The sequence below is a fragment of the Aquimarina rhabdastrellae genome, from assembly GCA_947387485.1.
Lineage (GTDB): Bacteria > Bacteroidota > Bacteroidia > Flavobacteriales > Flavobacteriaceae > Aquimarina.
In genome coordinates, this window is sequence record CANDNT010000010.1 from 130,047 (window position 1) to 155,350 (window position 25,304).

Annotated in this window: 26 protein-coding genes; 6 read left to right on the forward strand and 20 right to left on the reverse strand. The window is 30.4% G+C overall.

Annotated elements, in window-relative coordinates; genetic code table 11:
- Window positions 1–163: 163 nt before the first annotated feature.
- The 3 genes from ACYEKI_RS14940 to ACYEKI_RS14950 all read right to left on the reverse strand — a co-directional run bounded on the left by ACYEKI_RS14940 (window position 164) and on the right by ACYEKI_RS14950 (window position 6,294).
- Window positions 164–601, reverse strand: coding sequence for a T9SS type A sorting domain-containing protein (locus tag ACYEKI_RS14940; RefSeq protein ID WP_459212000.1), 438 nt, complete (start codon window positions 599–601; stop codon window positions 164–166).
- Window positions 602–741: 140 nt separating this feature from the next.
- On the reverse strand, window positions 742–1,203 hold the full coding sequence (locus ACYEKI_RS14945) for a hypothetical protein (protein WP_459212001.1): 462 nt from the start codon (window positions 1,201–1,203) through the stop codon (window positions 742–744).
- A complete protein-coding gene (locus ACYEKI_RS14950; RefSeq protein WP_459212002.1) occupies window positions 1,204–6,294 on the reverse strand; it encodes an RHS repeat-associated core domain-containing protein in 5,091 nt (1,696 codons plus the stop codon). It lies immediately after the preceding gene.
- A gap of 132 nt (window positions 6,295–6,426) precedes the next feature.
- Between ACYEKI_RS14950 and ACYEKI_RS14955 the strand changes: the two genes are divergently transcribed.
- On the forward strand, window positions 6,427–7,395 hold the full coding sequence (locus ACYEKI_RS14955; RefSeq protein ID WP_459212003.1) for a hypothetical protein: 969 nt from the start codon (window positions 6,427–6,429) through the stop codon (window positions 7,393–7,395).
- Window positions 7,396–7,466: 71 nt separating this feature from the next.
- On the opposite strand, the gene ACYEKI_RS14960 is transcribed toward ACYEKI_RS14955, so the two are convergent.
- The 8 genes from ACYEKI_RS14960 to ACYEKI_RS14995 all read right to left on the reverse strand — a co-directional run bounded on the left by ACYEKI_RS14960 (window position 7,467) and on the right by ACYEKI_RS14995 (window position 12,962).
- Window positions 7,467–8,216 (reverse strand): hypothetical protein, encoded by a 750-nt coding sequence (locus ACYEKI_RS14960; RefSeq protein WP_459212004.1) that lies wholly within the window; start codon window positions 8,214–8,216, stop codon window positions 7,467–7,469.
- A gap of 39 nt (window positions 8,217–8,255) precedes the next feature.
- Complete coding sequence (gene gwsS, locus ACYEKI_RS14965) at window positions 8,256–9,335, reverse strand: grasp-with-spasm system SPASM domain peptide maturase (RefSeq protein WP_459212005.1); 1,080 nt, start codon at window positions 9,333–9,335, stop codon at window positions 8,256–8,258.
- Window positions 9,332–9,556 (reverse strand): hypothetical protein, encoded by a 225-nt coding sequence (locus ACYEKI_RS14970; RefSeq protein WP_459212006.1) that lies wholly within the window; start codon window positions 9,554–9,556, stop codon window positions 9,332–9,334. The genes gwsS and ACYEKI_RS14970 overlap by 4 nt, the downstream gene beginning before the upstream one ends.
- Complete coding sequence (locus tag ACYEKI_RS14975; protein WP_459212007.1) at window positions 9,537–10,520, reverse strand: ATP-grasp domain-containing protein; 984 nt, start codon at window positions 10,518–10,520, stop codon at window positions 9,537–9,539. The genes ACYEKI_RS14970 and ACYEKI_RS14975 overlap by 20 nt, the downstream gene beginning before the upstream one ends.
- 9 nt (window positions 10,521–10,529) lie before the next feature.
- Window positions 10,530–11,552, reverse strand: coding sequence for a hypothetical protein (locus ACYEKI_RS14980; RefSeq protein ID WP_459212008.1), 1,023 nt, complete (start codon window positions 11,550–11,552; stop codon window positions 10,530–10,532).
- A gap of 71 nt (window positions 11,553–11,623) precedes the next feature.
- Window positions 11,624–11,842, reverse strand: a complete 219-nt coding sequence (locus ACYEKI_RS14985) for a hypothetical protein (protein ID WP_459212009.1) — start codon at window positions 11,840–11,842, stop codon at window positions 11,624–11,626.
- Window positions 11,843–12,494: 652 nt separating this feature from the next.
- Window positions 12,495–12,737, reverse strand: a complete 243-nt coding sequence (locus ACYEKI_RS14990) for a hypothetical protein (protein WP_459212010.1) — start codon at window positions 12,735–12,737, stop codon at window positions 12,495–12,497.
- A 6-nt stretch (window positions 12,738–12,743) separates the two neighbouring features.
- On the reverse strand, window positions 12,744–12,962 hold the full coding sequence (locus tag ACYEKI_RS14995; RefSeq protein WP_459212011.1) for a hypothetical protein: 219 nt from the start codon (window positions 12,960–12,962) through the stop codon (window positions 12,744–12,746).
- A gap of 156 nt (window positions 12,963–13,118) precedes the next feature.
- Between ACYEKI_RS14995 and ACYEKI_RS15000 the strand changes: the two genes are divergently transcribed.
- Window positions 13,119–13,568: a hypothetical protein gene (locus ACYEKI_RS15000; RefSeq protein ID WP_459212012.1), complete on the forward strand. Its 450-nt coding sequence runs from the start codon at window positions 13,119–13,121 to the stop codon at window positions 13,566–13,568.
- A gap of 17 nt (window positions 13,569–13,585) precedes the next feature.
- On the opposite strand, the gene ACYEKI_RS15005 is transcribed toward ACYEKI_RS15000, so the two are convergent.
- The 5 genes from ACYEKI_RS15005 to ACYEKI_RS15025 all read right to left on the reverse strand — a co-directional run bounded on the left by ACYEKI_RS15005 (window position 13,586) and on the right by ACYEKI_RS15025 (window position 16,113).
- Complete coding sequence (locus tag ACYEKI_RS15005) at window positions 13,586–13,783, reverse strand: hypothetical protein (protein WP_459212013.1); 198 nt, start codon at window positions 13,781–13,783, stop codon at window positions 13,586–13,588.
- Window positions 13,776–14,417, reverse strand: coding sequence for a hypothetical protein (locus ACYEKI_RS15010; protein WP_459212014.1), 642 nt, complete (start codon window positions 14,415–14,417; stop codon window positions 13,776–13,778). The genes ACYEKI_RS15005 and ACYEKI_RS15010 overlap by 8 nt, the downstream gene beginning before the upstream one ends.
- Window positions 14,356–14,553, reverse strand: a complete 198-nt coding sequence (locus ACYEKI_RS15015) for a hypothetical protein (RefSeq protein WP_459212015.1) — start codon at window positions 14,551–14,553, stop codon at window positions 14,356–14,358. The genes ACYEKI_RS15010 and ACYEKI_RS15015 overlap by 62 nt, the downstream gene beginning before the upstream one ends.
- Window positions 14,554–14,930: 377 nt before the next feature.
- On the reverse strand, window positions 14,931–15,329 hold the full coding sequence (locus tag ACYEKI_RS15020) for a hypothetical protein (RefSeq protein WP_459212016.1): 399 nt from the start codon (window positions 15,327–15,329) through the stop codon (window positions 14,931–14,933).
- 415 nt (window positions 15,330–15,744) lie between these two features.
- Window positions 15,745–16,113 carry a DUF7222 domain-containing protein gene (locus tag ACYEKI_RS15025; RefSeq protein ID WP_459212017.1) on the reverse strand — a complete coding sequence of 123 codons (369 nt, stop codon included), beginning with the start codon at window positions 16,111–16,113 and terminating at the stop codon, window positions 15,745–15,747.
- A 200-nt stretch (window positions 16,114–16,313) separates the two neighbouring features.
- Here ACYEKI_RS15025 and ACYEKI_RS15030 point away from each other — a divergent pair, with 200 nt between their 5' ends.
- From ACYEKI_RS15030 to ACYEKI_RS15040, 3 genes are all read left to right on the forward strand, one after another.
- Window positions 16,314–16,445, forward strand: coding sequence for a hypothetical protein (locus ACYEKI_RS15030; protein ID WP_459212018.1), 132 nt, complete (start codon window positions 16,314–16,316; stop codon window positions 16,443–16,445).
- A 113-nt stretch (window positions 16,446–16,558) separates the two neighbouring features.
- The gene (locus ACYEKI_RS15035) at window positions 16,559–17,449 is read left to right on the forward strand and encodes a hypothetical protein (RefSeq protein WP_459212019.1); all 891 of its coding nucleotides are present in this window, start codon (window positions 16,559–16,561) and stop codon (window positions 17,447–17,449) included.
- A gap of 76 nt (window positions 17,450–17,525) precedes the next feature.
- Window positions 17,526–18,413 carry a tyrosine-type recombinase/integrase gene (locus ACYEKI_RS15040; RefSeq protein ID WP_459212020.1) on the forward strand — a complete coding sequence of 296 codons (888 nt, stop codon included), beginning with the start codon at window positions 17,526–17,528 and terminating at the stop codon, window positions 18,411–18,413.
- Here ACYEKI_RS15040 and ACYEKI_RS15045 read toward each other — a convergent pair.
- A complete protein-coding gene (locus tag ACYEKI_RS15045; RefSeq protein WP_459212021.1) occupies window positions 18,367–19,302 on the reverse strand; it encodes a tyrosine-type recombinase/integrase in 936 nt (311 codons plus the stop codon). The two genes, ACYEKI_RS15040 and ACYEKI_RS15045, sit on opposite strands and share 47 nt — an antisense overlap.
- 315 nt (window positions 19,303–19,617) lie before the next feature.
- Here ACYEKI_RS15045 and ACYEKI_RS15050 point away from each other — a divergent pair, with 315 nt between their 5' ends.
- Window positions 19,618–20,340 (forward strand): hypothetical protein, encoded by a 723-nt coding sequence (locus tag ACYEKI_RS15050; RefSeq protein WP_459212022.1) that lies wholly within the window; start codon window positions 19,618–19,620, stop codon window positions 20,338–20,340.
- 60 nt (window positions 20,341–20,400) lie between these two features.
- Here the strand turns inward: ACYEKI_RS15050 and ACYEKI_RS15055 are convergent, their stop codons facing one another.
- The 3 genes from ACYEKI_RS15055 to ACYEKI_RS15065 all read right to left on the reverse strand — a co-directional run.
- Complete coding sequence (locus ACYEKI_RS15055) at window positions 20,401–21,696, reverse strand: tyrosine-type recombinase/integrase (RefSeq protein ID WP_459212023.1); 1,296 nt, start codon at window positions 21,694–21,696, stop codon at window positions 20,401–20,403.
- Between the two features lie 604 nt (window positions 21,697–22,300).
- On the reverse strand, window positions 22,301–23,257 hold the full coding sequence (locus ACYEKI_RS15060; protein ID WP_459212024.1) for a PorP/SprF family type IX secretion system membrane protein: 957 nt from the start codon (window positions 23,255–23,257) through the stop codon (window positions 22,301–22,303).
- A gap of 61 nt (window positions 23,258–23,318) precedes the next feature.
- The coding region (locus ACYEKI_RS15065; RefSeq protein ID WP_459212025.1) for a gliding motility-associated C-terminal domain-containing protein at window positions 23,319–25,304 on the reverse strand (1,986 nt) is incomplete at its 5' end.

The window sequence follows — 25,304 nt, forward strand, 5'->3', positions numbered from 1 at the left end:
TTCCTTTTTTCGCGGGTCGAGGGTGCAACCCCGCAAGTATGGGCTTTTGGAGGAATCTCCGGAGAAAGCCTTACTTGCTCTTTCTCTATATCCTTTTTGTACTGCTTATTTATCTAGAGAGAAAGACACGTTTTACAATTATTTTTATCTCTTATTATTTATTCTACTTTTTGATAACCGTAAACGTATGTTTTTTATCGTTTGAGAATATTACTAAATGATAGACTCCATTACTTAAATGAGATATGTCCATCTGTATTTCTTTTTGATCGTTTGTATTACTTCGTATTAATTTCCCTTGAGGATCATACAACTTTGATACTGTAATGATTTCTTTAGCCTTAACACTTAACATCTTTGCTGTTGGATTGGGATACAGTTCTAATCCTGCAAAGGCTACTTCATCTGTACTAAGAGTTTCTACTGTTATTTGTTGCTGCGTTCTATTTCCTAATTCATCATAGGTATACGTAACTGTATTTGTTCCATCTGATGCTTCTATCAAACGGTTAAAGTTATCGTACCTTTTTGAGTGAACTATTGTTTGCGAAAAACTTTGTATTGTCATCAATACAAATATTATTTTTATAATGGTGTTCATTTTATTTTTGATTTACTACCTAATTTATAATGAATCTATTATTTAACTGTTTTTATTTTAGACAACATTATTTATTCACTATTTAATAACTATAGAGTCGTCTAACAATCTTGATACTCTCTTCTCATTAAAAAATTTTATTATGAAATTAACATTTGTATTAATACTTCTTGATTCGTTATATCTATTACTATCAAATTATAGTCATCATAATCATCAAATTTCAAATAATAATAACCATCAATCATAGTATTAAAATCTTTTTTTTCGATTCCTACTTCAAAATCATTAAATAATAAATCACCTCTTGAAGTTATATTATTCGGTTTTATCTTTATATATTTCTTTTTTGGTAAGTCTTGTAATATTCTATTAAATGCTTCTTTATCAAACTTCACTCGTACTAAAACAAATCCATCACCTGTAAATGAATACCGTTCTTCATATACTATAATTTTTGATGGTTGTGATATATCTAATCCTGTTGTTATTCTCATTCGTTTTAACACCGTCATAGGTGGTAAATGATCTTTGTAAAAAAACACAAATCCACTAATTATCAAAAAAAATAAAACGATAACAATACTTAGTTTTTTTTTCATTTATTTAAATTGTATACCATATTTTATTTTAAACGAAGAAGCTCCTTTGATATCTCCAATTATACTAACCCCTCTAGTTTTAAGTTCTGATCCAATAGATCTATCATTGTCTGAACAAAACAAGCAATTCCAATTAAAATCATATTCATCATAAAATCCGATTGGTTTATTATCTTCATTGTATACAATAGTAGCATTACCAAAAGCTAAATCATATTTAGTATTATAAAAATCATGAACTCTGGTAATAATAATATTTCCATCTGATTGTATTCTTCTTATAGGCTTCTGTGAATCAGTAATCTTAGATGTTCTCACTATATCAATAAATTCTTCTTCAGTTAAATTAACATCTCCTCTTGAAAACCAATAATTATCAAACATATCTTTACTGAAATCAGAATTTAATTTATTATGTATAAAGCTATATGAACCTATTAATAATACTTGTTTATTATAATATAAAATAGGTTCATACATTTTCCCTGAAGAATCAATATTCATCACAGGATTATTTCCTGCATACGGATAGAGATTTGTAGCCCAGATAGGGTCTTCTGTTAAAAAACGTCCAACATTAGGATTATAATACCTTGCTCTCATAAAGTAAAGGTCTTCTTCCTCATATTGGATTCCGTATACTCCTACATATCTATAAGGGTTAAAATTTGCTTCTTCTATTTGGAGAACTTTTCCAAAATCATCATAGGCGTATTTATGAGTAAGTTCTTCACTAGCATCTGTCATTGCTATTACGCTTCCTCTAAAATCGTCATGATAATAATGTGTAGTATTGTTCGTGTCTGTACGAGAAATCAACCCTAAACCATAGACATAATAGTTTTGATAGTTTCCGTTTTGATCAGTTTCGACTAGTACTCTACTTAATCCTAAAATATCTAATACAAAATGCTGAACAGTTCCATTTACTGTCTTTTCTCTACGGTTACCAAAAGCATCATATTTATATTCAGCACTATATCCTGCTTTAGATACTCCTACTAATCTATCATATACATCGTAGCTATACTGGGTGCCGCCTTTGGTAGTGGTGTTTCCATTACGATCATAAGCAAACATTGTGCTATTAGCTGTTAATAAACGATTTGTATCGTTATAGGTATAGCTTATCAGCTCTTCTTGTATAGGATTTACCGTAAAGGGTTCTGTTTTGATTTCTTGGATATGATTCCCTAAATCATCTAAATGGAAACTATAAGCATTAATAATGGTATTATCTGATTTCTTCCATGTTTTAGCTACCATACGACCTGCTCCATCGTATAGATACTTACAATGAGTTCCATTAGGATATAATACTCTTTCTAATAATCCATCATCTCTATAGTTATATGATGTTGTCTTATTATTCCAATCAACTACTGATCTTAAAAGATTATCATCACAATATTCATAAATAACTTGCTTTCCATCGGGATACCTAATACGGGTTACATTACTATTTTTATCATAGGTATATTGTATTGTGTTTCCATAATAATCTCTTGTTTGAATAATACGGTTTAATTCGTCATACGTAAAAGCAATTGTTCCGTTTTCATTAGTAACTGCATCTACTCTATTGAGATTATCGTAATTGTATTCTATGAATGTTCCTCCTCCTGTAACAGTTTTTAATAGATTTTGGTCATCATATGTATATGTAAATACAACTCCTTTTGGGTTGGTGTATGTTTTGATACTTCCGTCATCATAGTATGTATATCTATCTGTTGCTTCGCCAAAGTTTACAGAACTTAAAGTATCATCATCTGTATCATAAGCTAATGTAGTTGCTTTCTGTTTGGCATTGATAATCTTGATAAGATTATCATTATGATCAAATTCATAATTAGTTGCTTGACCATTGAATACTTCTCGCAATAGATTATCATTGGCATCATACTGGTATGTAATGGTTCTTCCATTAGGATTCGTATTGGAGGTTAAACGACTTAGTAAATCATAGGTAGCTCTTGAGGTGATTCCTTCTGGCGCATTGGTTTGTATAACATTTCCATAGTTATCGTATACAAATCCAACTGCTATATTTTCTGGGTTGGTAACTCGCGTAACTAAGCCCTGTGCATTCACAGCAAAAGTAGTTTCACCTCTTGGTGTTATTACTTTTGTTAGATTTCCATTCGTATTATACTGATAGCTGTATACGTTTCCTTTGGCATCTGTATAACGTTCTAAATCGTTCTTTTCATTATATTCATATTGCTGCACAATTCCCATAGGAAGCGTACTTCTTGTTATATTTCCTCTATCATCATACACTACAATACTCCCTTGCTCATTATAATTTATCTGAGTAGGATAATTTTTATGGGTTATACTATTGTATGTTAATAGTGTAGTACTTGTAGCTTGCTCTATTTTTATTGGATTCCCTAAATCATTATACGTTATACGTGCTGTTTTTCCTGTAGGATCTGTAATCGTCGTTTTATAACCACTATCATAAGTGTATTGTGTAGGTGTATTTCCGTTTGTCTTTGTACTTCTTAGCTTTTTATTCTCATATGTATTATTTATTACGTTTCCTTTAGGTAAGGTTATCCTTTTTAAAAACTCTTTTTCTTCTCCTGTACCATAATGATAATGTGTATTGAGATTTTTAGGATTTGTATACGTTCTTAAATAGCCTTCGTTGTCATACACAAAGTTGATATCTCTTCCTGATGGGTCTGTTACTCTTGCTAATAAGTCTGTACCTGTATGATATAAAAATCTAAGTTTCCTTCCTGCTGTTCCTATTACTTCTTTTATACGCCCGAAGTTTGATGTTTGTGCTGACTCATATGTAATAGTAAGTGTATTGTTATTTCTATCTCTAATTTGCGTAAGTACATATGGAGCATCCGCCGTATTAGAGTACTTTAAAAATGTGTAGACTATTTGAGATTTGGTTGTTAGGGTGTATTGTGTGGAGCTTACTTTTTCTAATTCGTCATAAATTCCTTCGGTTTCTGGTACATAATTTACACCTTGTTTTTTATAGATCTGAAATCCTCCATTAGGGAGTGTTATTCCTACTCTATAATATTCTGGGAAAGCTGCATCTGCTTCGAATTCTTGAATATAGCTATTAAATGAATGACTCCACATTTTACCTAAGGGCTGTATTGGTGTTAATTCTGAAGGCATATCTACTAGATAACTATTATAGGTATGGCTAAATATTAATGGAATACCTACACTCGCAATTCCAAAACTAGTCTTGGTATAGTGATTAAAATTACCACTATGCATACCTGAAAAATTATTCAGATTTTGAGGAGTATAATTCCCTGATCTATAAAAATCTGCATCGGTAATAATAGGTATAGGCTGTGGATATACTGTTAAAAGCCTATGAAGCATTACAAATACTTCTGCTCGAATTGTATTCTCATTAGGTCTAAAACTAGTTCCATTATCTATAATACCTAAATCTCTCGCTTTAAGTATGTAGTTATAAGCTTCGTGATTTGATGGTACATCTGTATAAGGATTATTGCCTGAATTTTGTGTTTCGTCTATATTCCAAGCTTCTAATAACACTTTTAATACATGTGCTCTGCTGATAGCTTTTGATGGATAAAAATTAAAATTCTTATCAAAAGGCGATACGCCATCGTTGAACTCTAAATACGCTAAATTTTTAGCAAATGAATGATACCAAACTGACTCATCTTGCAAATCTACAAACGGACTTGGATAACTATTGGCTATCGGGTTATTCCCTAATTCGATACTTAAATATGTAAGTTTTGCTAATTCTGCCCTATTAATAGTTATCTCAGGATCTGCTTCACCATCATCATCTATTAATCCTCGATTACATAAATCTTGTACTGCATCATAATACCAATCTGTTGGTTCTATATTTGAAAAAATGCAATCAGAGTTATTTTCTTGTGTAGTTGCATTGTATACTAACGAAAAATCACTACATGATTCTTCATTACTTGATTGGCAAATCTTTGCCTTATAATAATATGTAGTATTTTCTATTAATCCTCTATCTCTATACTCTAAGCTTTCTCCATGATATATTAATTGATAATTATCGTTTTCTTCTAACGATCTATATATTTCTATATGATCAAACCCATCGATAGCAGCGACCTCTAATTGTATCTCGGATGAATTGATAACCTCTGTAGCAATCCCAAATGGAGCAGGATATACAACTTCTACTTTGAATTTATATAAAATCGTTCCTCCATTTCGATCTTTTATTTCACCATTTTTAAGTCCTGTACTAAATGAAGAGGTAGCATAAAATACCTTTTCTGTATTATCTACTGAATTCTCTACACTACCATTCCCAAAATTCTCTATAAAATAAACTAAGTCATTCCTTAAATTTTCTCCTTTAATAAAAAACTTTTCTTCTGTTCCTAAAACAGTTTTATCAGGTCTTTGTAATAATGTTGGATATACTTGGTAAATAATGGGTAATCCGCTTTCTCCAAAAGTCTTTACCTCTATATAATTTGTTAATTCAGAACATGAATTGTCATTTGAGGCTTGGCAAGCTTTAATTTTGTAATAATAATTCGTATTAGACGATAATCTATCGTCTATCATTCTATTATTTCTCGTAGTTTTAATTAATTCATATTGTCCATTACCACTAGTAGATAGATATACTTCATAATCAAAGGCATCATTAACTATATCCCAGTTTAATTCTACTTGAGAAGAACTCATTGCTACTCCTGTAAAATTATCTGGTGTTGGAAAAGAAACATTTACACTAAAGTTATATAGAATAGATCCCCCACTCTGATCTTTAATCTCTCCATATTTTACTCCTGTATTATATACTGAGGTTACTTTAAATGTTTTGACTATCGTACTCGCGCTATATTCAACAGTTCCTGAACCAAAATCTGGTATATAATATACCATTTGATTGGTTAAGTTTTTTCCTGTTATGGTAAAAGTTATTTCTTGCCCTAATATAGCCGTACTAGGGGTAACGGTTTCTATTTCTGGAATTAATTCTTTTGTATTTACTTTCTCGTTTGCTCTAATGAAAAATGAGATTATACAACTAAAACACAATAATAAATAACGAATAAACACTTGCTTCATAGGCTTTGATTTTTTTGATTAGTTTTTTAAAGCTCTAAACAAAAAATGACATATCAAAGGTTTGTAAATCAGTAATTTCATTTATAAATTTATAAGAAGGTTTACAAATCTATCTAAACACCATCAACACTTATGTCACACATTTCTAACGAAGATTTATGGAAAGCATTAATTAATCGATTAAAAAACGATTGGAATGAAAAATACCAAGATTTTGGCTCTATTGAGAACATAAAGCATCAAACAAAATTTTGTAAAGTACTCTCTAAAGATATTTCTCAGACCCTAAATCACAATGAAATATTGATCACTTGGAATACACTTCACATTTACTTTAAACAAAATGGTTTTGGTATTTCTCCTCAAAAGAAAAAACTTGAAGTTATTAAAGATTATTTAGGAAGAGATCTGCTATTCCATTCTCAAACGAAAGAAAATAAACCTCTTATTAAAGAAGAGAAAAAGGAAATAAAATCGCTTTCACCAATATCAGAGACTCTTACAGAGGAAGATTCTTTTACTCTAAAAAATCAAACTTCTAATGCATTAAATAAGGATAATTCTTTTGCAAGAAAAAGTATTTATGTAGCTTTTGGTAGTCTATTATTGCTTCTCATATCTTCATTCTGGATTTATAGCCAACAAAACGAGCTTTCTGAATCAGAACTTCGTATGGAAAAAGAAAAAATCATTGCACTTATCGATCGTGCAAATGCTTTAGAATTTTCGCTTTATGCTGCTGTGCCTAATATCTCTGATACAATAAAACTTAATAAGTTCTATATTCCAGATAGTCAAAACAAAAAAGAAATCGTTCGTATCATTTCTAAGAATAAGGCTAAAGGGAATATATTAGATACTGAAAGTTCCTATAGAATGCTAAATAAACAAGCTATTATTTTTGATAGAATATCTAAAAGTTATGCCGAAGTAATTACCCTTGAAAGTTGGAATTTACAATGGCTACATGCTCTTGATAGTACCAAATATGCCGAATATAAAGTTGTCAACGAACAACGATATACATTGCAAAAACACAATGATAAATGGCTTATTTTAAAAAACGAATATGAAGGTCAAGCTACTTGGTTTGACGAATAAAGTCTCTAAATTTAGAGACTTTATTTAACTTTCATAAATTATATATAATACTTTTTACTGAGTATTATTTATTATTCATATCTATATATAATTACTGGTTCGCAATCATGCTCATTTGCATAGATACTTAATGGTGTTTTAATATCTATTCCTTCGAACAATGATTCTAAATCTATACGACTAAAAGCTTCATGTAATAATTGATATGTTTTATATACATGCATATCTTTAATTTGATAATACAACTCTGTAAATTCAATAGTATCTAAAACTCCTATTTCTTCTAAATACTCATTTAATACAATAGCATTCTTCCAAATCTCATTATAATTTATACTTCCTATTCCAGCATAAATTTCTTCTTGATAATTATAATCGAAATATGTTGGTTTATTTAATATAGGATAATCACCTTCTCCGTAACCACACAGTAATGAATATGGCTCATAGTCATGTTCGAGAAAGATAATTTGATTTTTATACTGCTGCTTATCTTTAATCTGGCTTTTAACTTCTCTATAACTCTCTTTTAAATCATTTACTAAAGCTTCAATAATTTCGTCTTCATTGATACTTATGTTTTTAGCTTTAGTAAATAACTCAATTGCTTTTTTATTCTTTAAAGTTTCGTTTTTTAGAATTATTACTTTTTCTACATCTTCATTTTTCGTAATTGAATGATAGTCCATATTGTATGCACTTTTAAGAAAATGTATACTGGCTTCAAATAAACTCTCAAGGGATAATTGTGCTATAGTACTTGAATATTCGCTAACATAATTGTTTAGAATATCTTTTATTTTTTCATTTACCTTAGACATCTAGTTACATTTTAACTCCTATTTCTTTATGATAGTCTTTTATTTCATTTCAAAATACTTCATAGCTTTCTGCTTTAATGGGCTTTGACTCCAATCCGTCCACTCATTAGTATAAGGATCATACCCACATTTCAAAGGTTTTGAATAATCATTTTCAGGTTCTTCCTTATACGCTCTACAATCTGTACAGATATATCTAAATTCACAATCTTTACAAACGGATATTTGATCTTTGGATATATTCCAATATTTTTTTAAATCTTTATGTCCTAATACTTCACTTAGTGATGTCTTATTAATATTACCAAAAATCTCTCGCATAGATGGGCAATTCTTTATATTCCCGTTTGCATCAATCGACATTTTTCGATTCAAACAAGAATTATGCTTTTGTGATTCTGTAAAATTTTCTATGCTAACATTAAAGAAATGAGGTTGTATTATTCCACAATGAGCAGATGATGTAATCTCTTGTTGTATACTCACAACAACACCAAAACCATTTTCATCTTCTTTTTGTAAAATAGCATTTTCTTTAGCCGAATGAATAGTAAGTGTTCTTACTTTTTTACTCTTTCTCACTAAGCTACATATCGTTTGGTTAGATACCCTTTGAGAATCTTTAATGATTATATCTATCGTTTTAACAAAGCTATTCTCAACCTGATCTAATATACTTTCTATGAACTCATAATCAAAAACATCAAAACAACGAACCTGTATATTTCTACAATTAGTAGGTATCAGAAAATCATCAAGTATATGTTTAAAGGAATGTTCAGATTCTTTATTAAAATCAATTATGAAATTAGAAATAGCAGCATGATAATCAAATTCCAAATCCATTGATGGATAACGCTTTAACTCATCTTTATTACATAAAAACACCAAATCATTATCATAAAGTAATTGTAAATACTCCTCAAAAATCTGTTTACTATCTATATCTAATTCTTTTTTTATAGCTTCTACATCTATCATTTGATTTTCATCAAATAAAGACACCAGACTCTTTGGTATTAATAAATATGTTAGTCTTTGTAGATCACAAATTACAGCACGATTATATCCCTCAACTATGTGACAATTGGTAAATAGTTTTAATAGTTTCTTCTTCATATTAATTTTGATAAATCTACTATTTTTGATATTGGTTTATAAAAAGGGATAGAATAAGGAGCATGAGTATTAAAATGTCCGAATTTAACTGCTATAATTTCTTCTTTAGATGGTTTATGTTCTTCTATCTTAACATCCCAAAACCTTGCTATAAAAGGATATTCTTTAGGGTTATTTTTTATATATTCTAACACTTCTTTTTTAATCTTCTCTTTCTCCATTTTTTAATATTTTCTCAGCTAATAAACGTTCTAAATAATAGTTACAATTTCTACTTACCCATTGAAATTGCCCTATAGGATTTACTTCTAAAAAATAGTATTCGTTTTCTGGAGTGCATATAACATCGAATGATCCACAATTAATATCAAGTTTTAGCATTAATTGATGTAACTTATTTTCTAATTCTTTTGGTAACTGATAAGGGATACAGCGATTAGGTCTACGTCGATCATAATTTCTATAATCAATTCTTGTTTTCTCATTTTGTTGGCTAAAAATAGCCATACTTTTAAAAACCCCATCAATATAAAAAGAACGTATTTCTACTTTCTTTTCTATATATTTTTGAAAAAAAGAAGGCATAAAACAGAATGATTCTTGAGGAATGTCATCCACAGTAATAAGCTTTGTATGAGTCAAAAAACGTATCTTATATTCTTTTGTATTATAGTTTATAAAAGGGTTTTTTATTGGTTTTGTAATCACCTTTTCATACTTTGATACAAAACCCATGAGTTTCGTTGAATCTCCTGTAATCAAAACAGGAGGTATATTTATATCCAATGCAATAGCGTATTTGAGCATATCCAATTTACTAGCAAAATTGTCTTTAAACGTATTTACTCGACGATGATATATACCACTATTAATAAATTCTTCTATTGGAAGAATGGTTTCATTATGCATTAGTTTTTGAAAATGAGTCCCTGATCTTATATTTTTGGGATAAGCTTTTAATTGCCCTCTGCGATACCAATAATTACTTTTCTTATTTATATTTATATCATTGATTACCCCTGATATTCCATTTTCATTAGACATTTCAAGAGAAACATCATCTATTTCATAATCATCAAATATTGTATCAACTTTTATATGAGAGTTTTTGTGATAGATCCACGACATCACATCATCTGTACTCAAATCATTACTCTCTGACTGAATTATAATTTGTTTATTCATAATCTATTACTATCTACAACCCCAAAAGCCCGAAAACAATTTGAATCCATGTTCTTTTTCATACAATTTCTTTTTAGCATCTACAATCATAGGTACGATAAAGAGCTCTTCTCTCATTTTTTCTGCAACAACTTTATCCATTTTCTTTGAGTAACTTATAAAAGGATGTACAAAATATGCAGCATTTTTTTTCATCCCTTTACACGATGGGATATTGCCATAATATCCATAAATATTATCATGTAATATAGCAACTTCTCTAGGGTGCATATTTCCTTTCTTTATTTCTTCTATAAACATATCTTTATACAGAAAATATGAGCAAGGATTATGAATAAATATAACTATCGGATGTTTAGCATTTAAATATTTTTCACCAGAAACCATATACGATAGCTTCTTGTATTTTTTTCTCTGATCATATAGATCCAAATGAGGTTTTCCTATTTCTTTAAAAATAGTACTATCTGATATACCAATAACTCTATCTCCTGGAAACCCTCTCTTTATTACTGAGTCTTTTATTCTCTCTGTAATATTATAAACTTGATCTCTATATTTTGATTGGTTTTTTGACTTATGTTTATTTAATTGATCTTTTATAGCTAGTTTATAGATTAAATCTAGATACTCAAAATCAATTTTCTTTAGATAATTTTTTCTCGCTTCCTTATAAACCTTTTGAAGAGTTTTGCTATCCTTATTTTTTTTATAATAATCATTAAATAATGGGTAGTTTTGTAGATGGCTTATTTTTAATCCTTGTTCAAATCCTTTTTCTATATATTTTTTATAAGGTTTCTTTGTATATACAGCTATTTGAGCCGCATTAATTAAATCTTTGAGAAAAATAAAGTCATATGTCTTAAATACCTTATCATAGTAATATAATGCACTATCTGTTTTTTGTTGAACAAAAAATAATTCTTCAGCTTTATTAATTTCTTTATGATAATGAGTGTAATTCTGTTCTTGCGCAAAAGAAAAAGTTATAAACAGATAAAAGAAAATTATTATACTATATACTTTCATTATTTTTTTTTAGAGAATAAGAGTGGAAAAATTTTCCACTCTTATATTTATAAAACACTATTATTTAGACTTTATTCTTCAGAATTAGTAATAGATTCCTTAGATCTCCAAAAATCCCATCGTGTTCCTGCTCCATCTTTATTACCATTATAAGTATCATAATCACGTACATCAGACCATCCTGCAATAGTTGTACCAACAGGATCTCCTCCGATAATATTCATAGCGTTAGTGATTTCATTCTTCTTGAATTTTTCAAACTTGTCTTTTTTTAAACTTTCTAATTTCATTATTTAAAATTTTAAAATAATGCCTACTCTTAAAGGTTTTCGGCTTTCCCTTTTCTAATTGCAATTAAACTTTTTATAGTTACTCTATATATTTTGTATACTGTTTAAATCAATACATCTTAGTTCAGTACCCCGATGTTTCTAAAAAGAAAAGAGATTAAAATTCTTGGATAGTAGAATTAAATTAATAGATGATTGATGACTTGATACAAAACTAGAATATATCAATGGATATTTAAATACGGTAAAACCGTATATATCTCTATCAATATTTTATCGTATTGAATATCTAATACTTGTATTTTGTTTTTCTAAAACTTTAACATTTATAAGAATTTCAAATCTACAACTATAGCCCTCTTTTTACTAGTTATTTTTAGTTTACACCGTGTTTGAATGAGTAAAACTGCCTTTTGATTGAGGGGTCATTTTTAAAAGCAGCTCTTTTCAGAACCGCTTTTCACTAAAAACTCAATTACCAATCATAAAAAAACTGAACTAGATTTCCGCTTACTTCTCTGTTGAGTCTTTTATAAGAAGAAATACTCCTAGAGTATGGGGGAAACTTCTAGGAGCTTCTTCACAATCAAATAAGTTGCGTTTACGCATACTTAAAAAGGGGCAATCATTATTACTAATCACACAAAACAACTTAATTGGTATTCTTTTCTATTTTTTTAGCCAAAAGGTGTATCAGTATACTATTCGTCTTTTCTAATACGATCAAAATCGCTTCCTCAATAGGAATGTTATCATTATACAGACACTCTATTGTTGTATTCAACTCTATCGTATATTGATCTGCTTGCTTTAGGTCTATCAAAAACTCTTTTACATCTGTATTGAGATAGGCTAATAGCTTCTCTTTATATGCATCTAAGGACATAATCATCATGATATTTCATTCTTTTTTCATTTCTACTACATCACACATATTTTTTGTAATAAATTCATACAGAGTATTTATGCGATCATCTGATATAGTTCTTTGTTCTCCTAAAAACTTTTGGATTACTCCCACATGAAACCCTAACTTGCGTTCTAAAGGTTTTACCTTGATAACATCTTTATTCTTTATAAGCCATTCTTCTACAAAGCTTCTTTTTGCTTTTTTTCTCATAGCCATTCGTCTTTATCTTATAGCACTTTTGTTTTCCCTCTATATATCCGTATATTGATTTTTTTATGGATATATATCTATTGAAAACGAAAAAAGTTGTTTATTTAAACACAAAACTAACGAAATAAATTGCATAAACAAATTAATAAGCAAAAAATGTCGTCTATAAAAGAAAGAATTCTGTACTTTATTGAAGAAAAAGGGATCAGTAAGTACAGGTTTTACGAAAATACAGGCATTACAAGAGGCGTATTAGACAAGAAAAGTGGTATAACTGAAGACAATATTCTAAAATTCATTGAATATTATAACGAGGTAAGTTTGGAATGGCTGATTCTTGGTAAAGGAGAAATGTATAAAAGTTCAATCTTAAAGGAGGATAAGGCAACACAGAATACTGAGGTTCAACCGAAAGATACTGAGCTTAAAAATACTATTATCGATCTCTTAACGCATGATGAGGATATACGTACAGCGTTTAGTCTTTTTGTAGGGAAAGAAATGAATACGTTTCTCTCTCAAAAATTATTGGAACTTATACAGGATGAAACATTTTTCGAAATGTTTCGAACGTATTTAAAACAGCGAAAAAAAGGAGATCATTAATTGATCTCCCTGAATGTTTATAATTTATCGTTAAATCCTTTTTTAGAAATTTGAGCTAGTTTCTTGATATCCTCGTAATCCGATGATTCCATTAAAATCCTCTTTAATTCTATTTCTATAAACCATTGTAGTGTTTCAGATTCTCTATATTCTTTTTCTAGTTTAGCAAGAAGTTTTTCTCTCTGATTTTGTATCATTTCTTTCTTCTTACTCATTCCCCAACTCTTTTTTAATATTCGATAAAGAGCCGTTTAATTGATCTCCAGTAACGTCAATCATAGCCTTGTAAGTAATAATATCTACATTATCAGACGGCATGATTTTGGCAATTTCGTTTACCTGTTTAATGTTATTGTCTAATTCTGGTATCTGCTTTTCTATTCTGTTAATACGCAAAAGATGATCGCTTATTTTTTTGAGTCCTTTAGAAACAATATAACTTCCAATAATAGAAAGAATAATAACTGCTGTATAATATATATAAGCGTGTAAATCTTGTTTATTCCAAAAAATCCAAATTAAAAAATAAAAAGCTACAGCTGTAAACATATACGAGCTAAATCGTATAATCTTTTTTAAATCTTTATTTTCTATAAAGTTAGATATAAATGATAAAAATAATGAGAGTACAAAAATAACAATAGGTTGACCGATAATATATAAAAAGACTCTGATATTCCTAAAACCAAAGAATTTATCTATTGAATCCTTGACGAAAAAAATATGCAAAAAAGGTGCTGTAATAGCTATTACAGCACCTACAATTAATATGATAGATGTAACTTTATTAATCCCTTTCGTCTGGTAATTGTACTTCGTCTTTATCAATGGCTTTGATTGATCCGCCATTTGGATCTTTTGCGTTTGATTCTGTGAGTTCATGTAAGCTTGATTCTTGTTCTAATGATTCTTTTTCACAACTTGTAAAAAGTGTAGCGCTTAAAAATAAGAAAAGAATCGAGACAAAAAACGTAGTGTATTTCATAGGGTGAATTTTATAGTTTTGTTTTCATTATGATGTTAAATAAGGGCTTTATTTAACCTATTGATTTATAAGTCAAAACTAACCTGATAATCGTAAAAAAACTATAGTGTATACCAATTATTTTCGCGGTACTTTTGTGCCATTTTTCTCAAAAAACACAGTGTTTTTCGGGTGCGATCGCACCCAATTTTTCTCTCAAAACGTCAGGTTTTGATGCATCACCCAAATAAAAATTTCATGTCGCGTATTGCTCACAAAAACATGATTATTTTTCAACCATAATAATACAATGGTTTAACCATAATTTACTCATACGAAAAATAAAAAAAAATCCCTTACGGTTTCCCATAAAGGATTCATTTTTGAGTTAAATTGGTTTAGAACTCAAATTCTAAAATCTGCTTTTCTAACTCATTTTTGCGTTGCTCTAATGTTGTCTGTAAGCCATTCGCCACAAGTTGTATCAGATTCGAATTGTTGGTCTTAAACTCTAATCCCGCAGAATCTCTCAACAAAAATGTAGATGAAAAGTCTTGGTTGAGATTAAAATTCGCAAGGCTCTCTAAGGTACTCACCAAGCGGTCTCTTTGGTTGTTTAGCCCTTGTAGTTTCTTAAACTTTGTGATTCTTTCATCTAGCGTTATTACTACTTCTTTTGACAGTTGTGGAGTTGCTTTTGGAGTTGTTCCTGCGGCTTCTTTCGCTAATTTTTCTTTCAATTGAGCGTTTGCCGTTGTTGCTTTTTTTGTACTTCCGTTTTTTACTACTGTTGCCATAATGGTCTTTTTAAAATGAAACTTAATTTTTATAAAATGGAGCGAGATTGATGTTGCTCCTATAACGGGCTTTTTGTAGCCGTAGAAAGGAAAAAGCAAGACAGACGCAATATTTTTTGCGGATGAAATCCAAAAAATATTGTGGCTCTCGCTTGGTCATGCTCGTGTAGAGGGGTATGGCTATCTTTGCCTGTGTATAGGAGGTGTCATATCTCGTTTTTTTTTTAGATCATTCTGTCTTGAAAAAGATCATGAAAACAGCATCTTTTGGAGAACAAAAAAGAGCTATAAATACCACAATTGAATGAAACTTTCTGTTTAACGTAGGAACAGTCCTTTCTTAAAATAGTACTCCACAAACTTCAAAAGTGTAATTCACTTAGATCACAAAATCTTCATGTAAAAAACTGGGGCATTACCATACTCCAAGCTTTTGTGCAATTTGGTAGGCCACATATTCGTATGCAAACCAAGCCATGTGATTTTTGTAGTCGTTCTCGGTATGTATCGGCGTACCTGTTTCGTGTTCGTAGGCTCGGCGAATTTCTTCTATCTGGGCATAATGAGCATCGTAAAATGCATGGGTATCGCAGTAGTAAACCAGTTCTGAGATCATTCCAGAAATGCATCCGTATTGGAGTAGGTCTTGAAAAAAGTTGCAAATATCGTCATCATCCAGATACGATAAAGCTGTTTGAGCAACGGCAGATTCGATACTGTTTGGGTTGTCGCTGATGATAGTTTCTAATTGATTTTGATACGAAGTGTCTTGTGAATTTTTCATCCGAAAAGTGTTATTAAATACACTCTGCGACACTTCCAGGAATCCAGAAAAAACAACGGAGGAACTCATAGGCAAATCCTTGTTTTTCTCTTGATGATGGAATAGCTTGGAGGGGATTTAAGAGCTTTGGATGAAAGGCACATGAAGTATCTTTTCTATAAAAACTTTACCCGAAGCGTAAACCTTTCTATAATAGAAGTATGGTACATATTGTTGTAGATTCTGATTTAAAACTTTCTAAAACACATTTCAAGAATTTTGATGAATTAAGACTTGAAATCTCTTTAGCAGAACAAAAGAATTATGTGATGCCCAAAGAACATAAAAGTTGAACTTAATATGAAACATGTTCAGAAATTGAATACATTTTGACTTTTACTGTTTCAATATATTAACTTTGTTATAGTTTCAAAGAACGCCCAAAACAATCAATCATAATAAACACATGAAAAAAATGACTTTAGAAAGTTTGTCACATTATTTACAGGTTTCTATAATTATTCTAACAGTTTTAGTAGCTTTACTTGGAGTTGCAAGCTATCTTGTTAATCTTGAAATTTCTAAAAAGAAAGATTTAGAAATACAGAACATGCAAGACGATTTAAAAGAAAAAGTTACTTATGAAGATAATTCCATACATAAAATACAAGCTTCTTTAGAATCTATAAAAAACCCTGAAACTAATAAATCTGGTTTTTCTGCATTAGAGCAAATTTTTGCTACATATGATAAAGAGAAATTTTTAAATCTATTAATTGAATTTTTAGAAACTGAATTAGTAAACATTCCTTATGAAGAGCTAAATCAATATATTGGCGATATGCATCAAACAAGTGTATTTGATATGGCTGTAAAGCGTCTAAGTAAATTTTTTAATAAAACTGGTAGAAATGAGAAGCTAGAAATCTTTATTCATAACGTTATCGACGACAAATATGGTTTTACAGAAAATCAAACTAGCTCTATTTTATCAAATTTTATCGGTATTTATTATGCTAAATACTATGAAGTAAAAGATAAAGAGATTATTCTGAAAATAATAAAGAAAGGTCACACTTTATATTTAAAAAATAACAAATTTCCTGAGTCAGTATCTTATACTGTAACTTTTATTGGTCAGTATTCAAACTATAATTATGTAAATTCTAACAAGTCTGCATTAGATTTTACGAATGATAAACTTTTTGTAGATGAGTTAATAAAAATAGACTTTCCTTCTAATTATTTAATATACTTACCCAAAAGGACGGGACATCCATTCATTGAAAGTAAATCTTTATTAGGAGACTTAATTTTAAAACAAAAAAGTAAATTGAAATTTACTCATAATCAATGAAGATCCTTATTTTTAATTTTTGTTGATCTACCAAATTGGATTATAACTGCGATCTAATTTGGTAGTAAGATTCTATATGCTTCTAGATCATTATATCGTGGGTTTTAAAAGGTATGCTTTATATGAGAAAGAGATTAATACGCGTACCGTCAAAGATATTATTAGTATTACTCATAAACTTTTTGACTTTGCTGATACCGATAGTTTAAAAAAACTTGATACTGCGTTAATTCGGGAATTTCTCTATACACAAAAAGAAAAGCGTTTATGGAGTGCTCGAACTTTTAGAAATAATCGACAATATCTTAAAACGTTCTTTGAATATTGTAGAACACATGGCTTTATTGATGAAAATCCTATTTCTAAAATTAATAAGCCTAAAATTCCAAAAGCATTACCTCGTTTTCTAACAAAAGAACAAGTTCATTCTATATTGTTTCATACCGAGTTTTTTGAGTGGAGATATCATATAGAAAAAACAAGAAATATAGCGATCATCGCTACCTTTGTTTTTACGGGTATGAGACTTAATGAATTAATCCATCTACGGATGGAAGATGTTAATTTAGAAACTAAAGAAATTATTATTCATTTTGGAAAAGGCCGCAAAGAAAGAATTGTACCTATTTACCCTAAATTAATGCCTATACTTCAAAAATATCTGACAGCTAAAAAATCTATAAAACAGCAATCGCCTTGGTTTTTCCAAAGCCTGCGTAAGCCCTCTAAAATTAGTAGTAAAACTATTCAAGGGTTCTGTAATAAAATAAGTAAAGCATCTGGTATTAAATTTAGCCCACACCCACTACGACATACGTTTGCTAGAAATGCTATTAATGCAGGTGTAGGGCTATATATGGTCAAAGAAATGCTAGGACACTCTTCGGTTTCTACTACAGAAATATATCTATCTGTTTCTAAGAAAAATCTGAAAGAAGTTTTTTGTGGGGCAAATCTACTATAGATCCTAATGGATGCTTATTGATTTGGTCTTTCAAATGCCTTGTTGTAATGGCTAAATATATAGTCGTTGTTTTAAGGTCACTATGCCCCATCATATTTGATAACGCATATAAATCACAATTCCCTTCTAACATTAAAGTAGCAAAAGTATGACGTAATTTATGAGGATATACATTCATAGCTAAATCAGATTTTAAACGATCAAAAATTCTACGAATAGTCATTGCACCAAGTTTATGATCTCTCCGTAATGAAGCAAAAAAATAAGGAGTTGTTTTCTTATTTTTCATTCTTGCCTTTAAGTACTCTTCTAAAATTACCATCAATTTTGCGTTTAATGGGATTAAACGATCTTTACCTCCTTTTCCGCATTCTATTCGAAGTACTTTATCTCTTATTCTTACATCTGATAATTTCAGATTAAGAAGTTCTGATTTTCTAATACCTGTATAAAGAAACATCGCTATAATTGCTCTACAGCGGATTCTATTAAAAGCATATCGAAAGGGCGCTATATATGTCCAATCTAATACTCGCATCGCATCTTCTTTCTCTAATGCTTTGGGCAATTTTTTATGTAGCTTAGGCATTGGGATTTCTCGAATAGGATTCTCTGTAAGATATCCTTCTTGTACACAATATTCTAAAAAGCTTTGTAAAGCTTGAATGTTATTTCGAGTTGTAGAAGGTTTCCAATTCTTCTTGATTCTTCTATCCATAATATATTGTTCAACCAAAGGCTTATTTATTTCATGGATATCCTCTAACTGAAGTTTTTCAACAAACTGTTTAATATTATAAAATTCTCCTTTAATGGTATTAGGAGAGTGTCCTTTAAAAGTAATACAAAAATTACTGTATTGATGGTGTAATCGAATGATAGAGTTCATTATTTCAAAGTAAGGAAGGGTAAAGCCTGACGAATTTGAAATAATTTTTACCTATCAAGGTATTTTGTTATCGCTTTCTAGCAAAGATATAAAAGGGTGTTAGTTTTGAACAGTGTCTTATCTGTCGGAACCACAACCCGGTGCTCTAACCAACTGAGCTAATCCCGCCGTGTTTTTTTAAGGTTTTTTCCCTTAATAATGAGCTTTGTCTAATAATTATGGAATGATTGGATTCAGAAAACAAGTAATTATACGTATAGGAAAGCCATAATCGTTTTTCTAGTTTTAACACAAACTATAAACCATTAAATAAACATGAAATCATTTTTCAATCTTACAATTATCATTCTTCTTTTTACAGGATGCTATTCAGCTCGTAATACTGCTAAAGTCAGAACAGGTGTAAATGCTGCCTATATTGCCCCTAAGGGTTTTAACTTAAATCAATCTAGTAACCATGAAAATGGTAAAATCAAAGATGCTCAATCAAAAGTTAATTTATCTAGTGGTGCTTATTTTTTTGATGGAAGCATGAGAATGGGTGTTTCAAATGTTATTTTGAAACAAAATGATACCAGTCAATATGAAGTTAAATATCTAGCAGAAGAACAACCAGATGTAGCTCGTGAATTTGTAAAAACTCTAACAGCTAAAGCTAATGCCGATATAAAGAAAGGCTCTGCTCCAGCTGTACAAGCAGAAGCTCAACTCATGACATCTTTAACTAGTAATATTCAAAAGCTAACTGAAAAATCTGCTTCATTAAATTTATCTAGAAGTATTTTATATAGATTAAATGAAAGTTATTATAATGGGGTTGATGAAGATAAAATCGAGTTATTTAAAGATATAGCTAATAAACTTATTGATTTACAAAAAAATGAGTTCGAATCTACCATGATAGTTGATAAGAAAAAACTCTTTACAGAATTTAACATTACATTAAAAAAACTAGATAGCCTGAAATTTAATAAATCAGAAATATTTAAACTAGTTCAAACTCTCACCAAGGATCATACTAAACCTATCAATAACTAATAACATATTATCAAACAAAAAGCTTAAGGAGATATTTAATTAATATTTTCCTTAAGTTTTTTACATTGCTATAGACTGCGTTACTGCATCTTTTTTGCTGGACTCAAAACTATCTAAATAGATTTGTGTGGTATCAATTGAATCATGCCCTAGCATCTCTGAAATATAGGCTATATCTACCCCTGAATGCTTTAATCCTGTAGCAAAAGAATGGCGTAATACATAAGTAGTGATATTTCCCTTCACACCACTTTTCTTTGCAATTTTATTTAGATTATCGTTAAAAACTTTCAATTGACTATCGTATAAGGTCGATTCCTTTTTTCCTTGTCCTAAGACTTCTTTTTTCAAGATTGGAAAGATAAGTTCGTTCTTCTTCTGAATTCTATCTCCTATGTAATATTGTAGTATCTCTTTTGATTTTCCTGCTATAACAACATCAAAATTCTTATGATTCTTTGCTCTACGATATTTAATGCGTTCATAATTCCCTACTATCTGACCAATTTTTAAATAGGCTAGATCTTTAAAGTTAATTCCATTGGTATTAAACATAAACACCGCTTGCTGTTGGGTATGCCACATACTACTTTCGTAATCTAAGTGGACTCCAAATATCTTACGAATTGATTCTAAATCAATAGCTCTTTTTTCTGTTTCTTGGGGTGTTCCAACTACAAAATATGCAAAACCATAATTCCCTTCTCTTGGTACTTTTCTCGCTTTGATTCCTTTATTAATGACAGCCCTTAATCCTCTTAAGTATGCATTATACGAAGTATCTTTCATTGGTCTATTCATCATTCGTATCTTCCAAGCTTCTAATACGTCTCCAGTGATTTCTGCAAAAGTTACTTCTTTCGTAAAATCTGTATAATTTAGAAAAGCACTCATAGCTTGTTTGTATGATTTGGCTCTTCCAAAGAGTTTATTTTTTTCACAATAGGCTATCAATTCTTTTCCGTATTCAAATAGTTTTACCGTTTTGATTCCATGATTTACATGTATTCCTTGTTGCTGCTTCTCTTTGTCTCGCTTTTTGCTTTTTTCTTCTAATAATCCTGACGCTATAAAATCTCTCAATTGACGACAACTCCATGTCCGTATTTCGTTTTCATAATCTTTGAGGATATTACCCGCCGTTACCTTGATTTCATTTAACTCATGGTTAACTCTTTTATAGTTTGGAAACTTGCTGTTTAATTTATCTTTTGTCCAAGCTTCAATTTTTGCATACTTTTTTAGGTTAATTGGCAAATGACTGCCTCCATGTTCAACTTTCATTTTTATAGGATACGTCCCATCTTTTCGCTGATTATTTTTCTTTTTATCTAAGATAATTGTTATTGTTGCCATAGCTAAAAATTGCCCGATTTTTGCCCGATTCCTAAAGTTTCTCATGAATTCAAATAAATTCAAAATCAACACAAATCCTTTATTTACAGTACTTAACAAAGATACAACTATATTTATTGAATCAAAAAAGTCTGCCTTCTAAGCAGACGGTCACAGGTTCGAATCCTGTCGCGATCACAAAGCAAAACCTACTGATATTCAGTAGGTTTCTTTGTTTTTAAAGCATTTCTAAATTATACTATTTTTATTAATTCCCCGAAAACTATCGATTTTCGTAATCTAAATAGTTTTATAAATCATATAACATTTAATATTGATTAGCATTCTATAAAATTATCATCCATTATAATGACTAAATACAAGTTTTATAAATAAACTTTAATACCTGTGTTTCATTTGAAAGAAGTCCTGTAAACGGCTAAATAATAGTAAATTTAAGTAACCACACTTTAATTCAAATACACTATGATTAACTTTTATGCATTTCAACTTGAATAGCTATTCTATTTTTTAATCGCTATACTTGATTATTGAAATAAAAAAACCTGCTATATTACTTTATTATAATATAACAGGTTTTACTACGCTAATGTATTACAGTCTATTAAAAAAATCTAGGGGATAATATTCTTCCTGCTTTTTTGTAAAGTTCAAAGCGTAATACCGCCTCAAAACTCCCTGAATTAAATTCTGTTTTTCCTAATTCCGTTACTTCTCTATCATATGCCAATCCTAAGAAAAACTGGTTTGATATTTGAAAACCTCCTATAAAATTTACTGAAGCTCCCCATCTGTATGATGCTCCAACTAAAAATCTATCATTAATTAAAAAGTTTGCTGATGTATCTAAATTTAGTGGTGCTCCTGATACTGCTTTTAATAATGCTGCTGGTTTAAATTTTAAATTAGGATTTATATCAAAAACATAGCCTGTCATCAAATAATAATTCACTCTCTCTTTGGCTATAAATGATGAAGAATCATTACTGTCTACGGTACTACTCTCATCAAAATGTTCGTTTTCTAGTAAATTAGGAGCACTTATTCCTACATAAAACTTGTTTACATAATAATATGCTCCTAATCCTAATTGGGGGCTAAATTTGTTATCTATATTTTCTTGAAAATTGGGGTCATTTATCTGAAATTGGGATAGCTTCTGAAAATTTACATCTAATAAATTCCCTCCTGCTTTTATTCCTAAGGCTAATTTCCCATTGACTGAAACTGGTATCGAATATGAAAAATCAACTCCGAATATAGTTTCATTTACTGGGCCTATCTTATCCTTGACAATAGACACTCCTAATCCTATTTGTCGTTTTACTCCCACAGGTGTATTTATTGTTAAGGTTTGTGTTTCTGGTGCTCCATCTATTCCTAACCATTGACTACGGTGTAAAAGTGCCGCACTAAATACGCCTTTGGATCCTGCATATGCTGGATTGATACTTGTGGTATTATACATGTATTGTGTGTACTGTGCATCTTGCTGTGCAACGATTTCACTTATTCCTAATAAGAGAATAGTACTTATGATTGTGATATATTGTTTTCTCATTTTTATTTCTTTTTAAAATCCCCATGAATCATGATCCATGGGGATCTATCAACATAACTATTTAATTAATGTATAAATAGCCAACTCTACTCTTATGCTCCCCGCTATTTAGAGCATATCTGAGTATGTAAAAATAAGTTCCTGTAGGTAGCTTTTTACTTCCTCTTAATGTGGCGTTTCCTTCTGATATTCCTTCAAAATAATTACCATTACGTCCATAATTTGAGGTCTCATAAACTTTAGCTCCCCATCTATTAAATATCTCTATGGTATTTTCTAAATTCTCTATACCTCGAATCATCAAGCGGTCGTTTATTCCATCTCCATTAGGTGATATTCCTGAGAACACTTCTATATCATCTTCTGCTTCTGGATTTCCATTATTAGGTTCTAAATAATCTGCGATTCCATCTCCATCTGTGTCAAATGCATCTTCTGGATTTCCATCTTGATTTTCATCTGGATTCTCTTCGGCTGTTAAAAGTCCATCTCCATCGTCATCTACATCTTGAAAATCATGTACTGCATCTCCATCGGTATCTATCACTATGTAATTCAATATTCCGTTATCATAATTCCCTACACTTTGAACTCCATTTGGTATTCCATCGTTACCTACAGCTCCTTGAATTACTCCATTACTAGAAATAGTCATTGTTGTTACATTTGCTCCTGATTCGTATACGTCATAAATTCCATCTCCATCAGCATCTAAATCCAATCGATCTACAATTCCATCCCCATCAGTATCCAGATCGACATCTCCGTTTTCTTCCTCTTCGTCTGTTATCCCATCATTATCATCATCTAGATCCACTATATCTGGTATACCATCTGAATCACTATCAAGGGACATATCTATCGCAATCATTACAACATTAGTAAAGGCACTACATACGCTACCGTTAAGTGTACTCGTATCTATTCTTCTAAACCAGGTATCCTGAGTTACTATGCCACTATCATAGGTAACTAAAGTTGCTCCTGCTATATCTGAAAACCCTATTGTTGCACTTGTTGTACTTATCTGCCATTGATAGCTTATCGTTCCTCCTGCTATGGTTGGTGTTACTTCTGTAAATGCTGCAGGATCATCAACTATTAAAATGGTTTGATCTCCTGCAATTATTCCTGCTTGCAATTCATTAATAACTATATCATGGCTTACCATAATACTATTTCCAGCTTCATCGGTAACACTATAGGTTCTTGTAATTATTTCTGGATTTGAGTTTCCATTGCTTACATCATTTACATGGGCTACTACTATATTTGCCACGGTACTACAATTATCTGATATATTGGTAATCAAACTTGTATCAGAATTAGGAATACTAGCTCCGCATGCTATAGTTATATCTACTGGATTACTAGCCGTTGGGTTGGTTGTATCATTTATAGTAATCGTTTGTATTACATTGATACTATTTCCTGCCTCGTCGGTTACACTATAAGTTCTGGTTATTACTTCTGGATTGGAGTTTCCATCGCTTACATCACTTACGTGCGCTACTGTTATGTTTGCTGCTGCCGAACAGTTATCTGCTTCGTCCGTTACTACAGTAATATCTACTGCTGGTACATCTGCTGAACATTCTACCGTTACATTCGCTGGATTACTAGCCGTTGGATCGGTTGTATCATTTACAGTAATCGTCTGGGTTACATTGATACTGTTTCCTGCTTCATCGGTAACACTATACGTTCTTGTAATTACCTCTGGATTTGAGTTTCCATCGCTTACATCACTTACGTGTGCTACTACAATGTTTGCTGCTGTACTACAGTTATCTGCTTCATCAGTTACTACACTAATATCTACTGCCGGTACATCTGCTGAACATTCTACTGTTACATTCGCTGGATTACTTGCTGTTGGGTTGGTTGTATCATTTACTGTAATCGTCTGTGTTACATTGATACTGTTTCCTGCTTCGTCTGTTACACTATACATTCTTGTAATTACTTCTGGATTGAAGTTTCCATCGCTTACATCACTTACATGTGCTACTACAATGTTTGCTGCTGTATTACAGTTATCTGCCTC

What these genes read in the sequence shown, in the direction of transcription:
- ACYEKI_RS14985 (WP_459212009.1), bottom strand. Translation starts at nt 11,842, where the DNA reads ATGAAATTAGAAAGTTTAAAAAAAGACAAGTTTGAAAAATTCAAGAAG.
- ACYEKI_RS15005 (WP_459212013.1), bottom strand. Translation starts at nt 13,783, where the DNA reads ATGAGTAAGAAGAAAGAAATGATACAAAATCAGAGAGAAAAACTTCTT.
- ACYEKI_RS14960 (WP_459212004.1), bottom strand. Translation starts at nt 8,216, where the DNA reads ATGTCTAAGGTAAATGAAAAAATAAAAGATATTCTAAACAATTATGTT.
- ACYEKI_RS15060 (WP_459212024.1), bottom strand. Translation starts at nt 23,257, where the DNA reads ATGAGAAAACAATATATCACAATCATAAGTACTATTCTCTTATTAGGA.
- ACYEKI_RS15020 (WP_459212016.1), bottom strand. Translation starts at nt 15,329, where the DNA reads ATGGCAACAGTAGTAAAAAACGGAAGTACAAAAAAAGCAACAACGGCA.
- ACYEKI_RS14970 (WP_459212006.1), bottom strand. Translation starts at nt 9,556, where the DNA reads ATGGAGAAAGAGAAGATTAAAAAAGAAGTGTTAGAATATATAAAAAAT.
- ACYEKI_RS14980 (WP_459212008.1), bottom strand. Translation starts at nt 11,552, where the DNA reads ATGAAAGTATATAGTATAATAATTTTCTTTTATCTGTTTATAACTTTT.
- ACYEKI_RS15025 (WP_459212017.1), bottom strand. Translation starts at nt 16,113, where the DNA reads ATGAAAAATTCACAAGACACTTCGTATCAAAATCAATTAGAAACTATC.
- ACYEKI_RS14940 (WP_459212000.1), bottom strand. Translation starts at nt 601, where the DNA reads ATGAACACCATTATAAAAATAATATTTGTATTGATGACAATACAAAGT.
- ACYEKI_RS15010 (WP_459212014.1), bottom strand. Translation starts at nt 14,417, where the DNA reads ATGGCGGATCAATCAAAGCCATTGATAAAGACGAAGTACAATTACCAG.
- ACYEKI_RS15045 (WP_459212021.1), bottom strand. Translation starts at nt 19,302, where the DNA reads ATGAACTCTATCATTCGATTACACCATCAATACAGTAATTTTTGTATT.
- ACYEKI_RS15000 (WP_459212012.1), top strand. Translation starts at nt 13,119, where the DNA reads ATGTCGTCTATAAAAGAAAGAATTCTGTACTTTATTGAAGAAAAAGGG.
- ACYEKI_RS15035 (WP_459212019.1), top strand. Translation starts at nt 16,559, where the DNA reads ATGAAAAAAATGACTTTAGAAAGTTTGTCACATTATTTACAGGTTTCT.
- ACYEKI_RS14945 (WP_459212001.1), bottom strand. Translation starts at nt 1,203, where the DNA reads ATGAAAAAAAAACTAAGTATTGTTATCGTTTTATTTTTTTTGATAATT.
- ACYEKI_RS15040 (WP_459212020.1), top strand. Translation starts at nt 17,526, where the DNA reads ATGCTTCTAGATCATTATATCGTGGGTTTTAAAAGGTATGCTTTATAT.
- ACYEKI_RS14975 (WP_459212007.1), bottom strand. Translation starts at nt 10,520, where the DNA reads ATGAATAAACAAATTATAATTCAGTCAGAGAGTAATGATTTGAGTACA.
- ACYEKI_RS15055 (WP_459212023.1), bottom strand. Translation starts at nt 21,696, where the DNA reads ATGGCAACAATAACAATTATCTTAGATAAAAAGAAAAATAATCAGCGA.
- ACYEKI_RS14950 (WP_459212002.1), bottom strand. Translation starts at nt 6,294, where the DNA reads ATGAAGCAAGTGTTTATTCGTTATTTATTATTGTGTTTTAGTTGTATA.
- ACYEKI_RS14995 (WP_459212011.1), bottom strand. Translation starts at nt 12,962, where the DNA reads ATGAGAAAAAAAGCAAAAAGAAGCTTTGTAGAAGAATGGCTTATAAAG.
- ACYEKI_RS14990 (WP_459212010.1), bottom strand. Translation starts at nt 12,737, where the DNA reads ATGATGATTATGTCCTTAGATGCATATAAAGAGAAGCTATTAGCCTAT.
- ACYEKI_RS15030 (WP_459212018.1), top strand. Translation starts at nt 16,314, where the DNA reads ATGGTACATATTGTTGTAGATTCTGATTTAAAACTTTCTAAAACACAT.
- ACYEKI_RS15050 (WP_459212022.1), top strand. Translation starts at nt 19,618, where the DNA reads ATGAAATCATTTTTCAATCTTACAATTATCATTCTTCTTTTTACAGGA.
- ACYEKI_RS15015 (WP_459212015.1), bottom strand. Translation starts at nt 14,553, where the DNA reads ATGAAATACACTACGTTTTTTGTCTCGATTCTTTTCTTATTTTTAAGC.
- gwsS (WP_459212005.1), bottom strand. Translation starts at nt 9,335, where the DNA reads ATGAAGAAGAAACTATTAAAACTATTTACCAATTGTCACATAGTTGAG.
- ACYEKI_RS14955 (WP_459212003.1), top strand. Translation starts at nt 6,427, where the DNA reads ATGTCACACATTTCTAACGAAGATTTATGGAAAGCATTAATTAATCGA.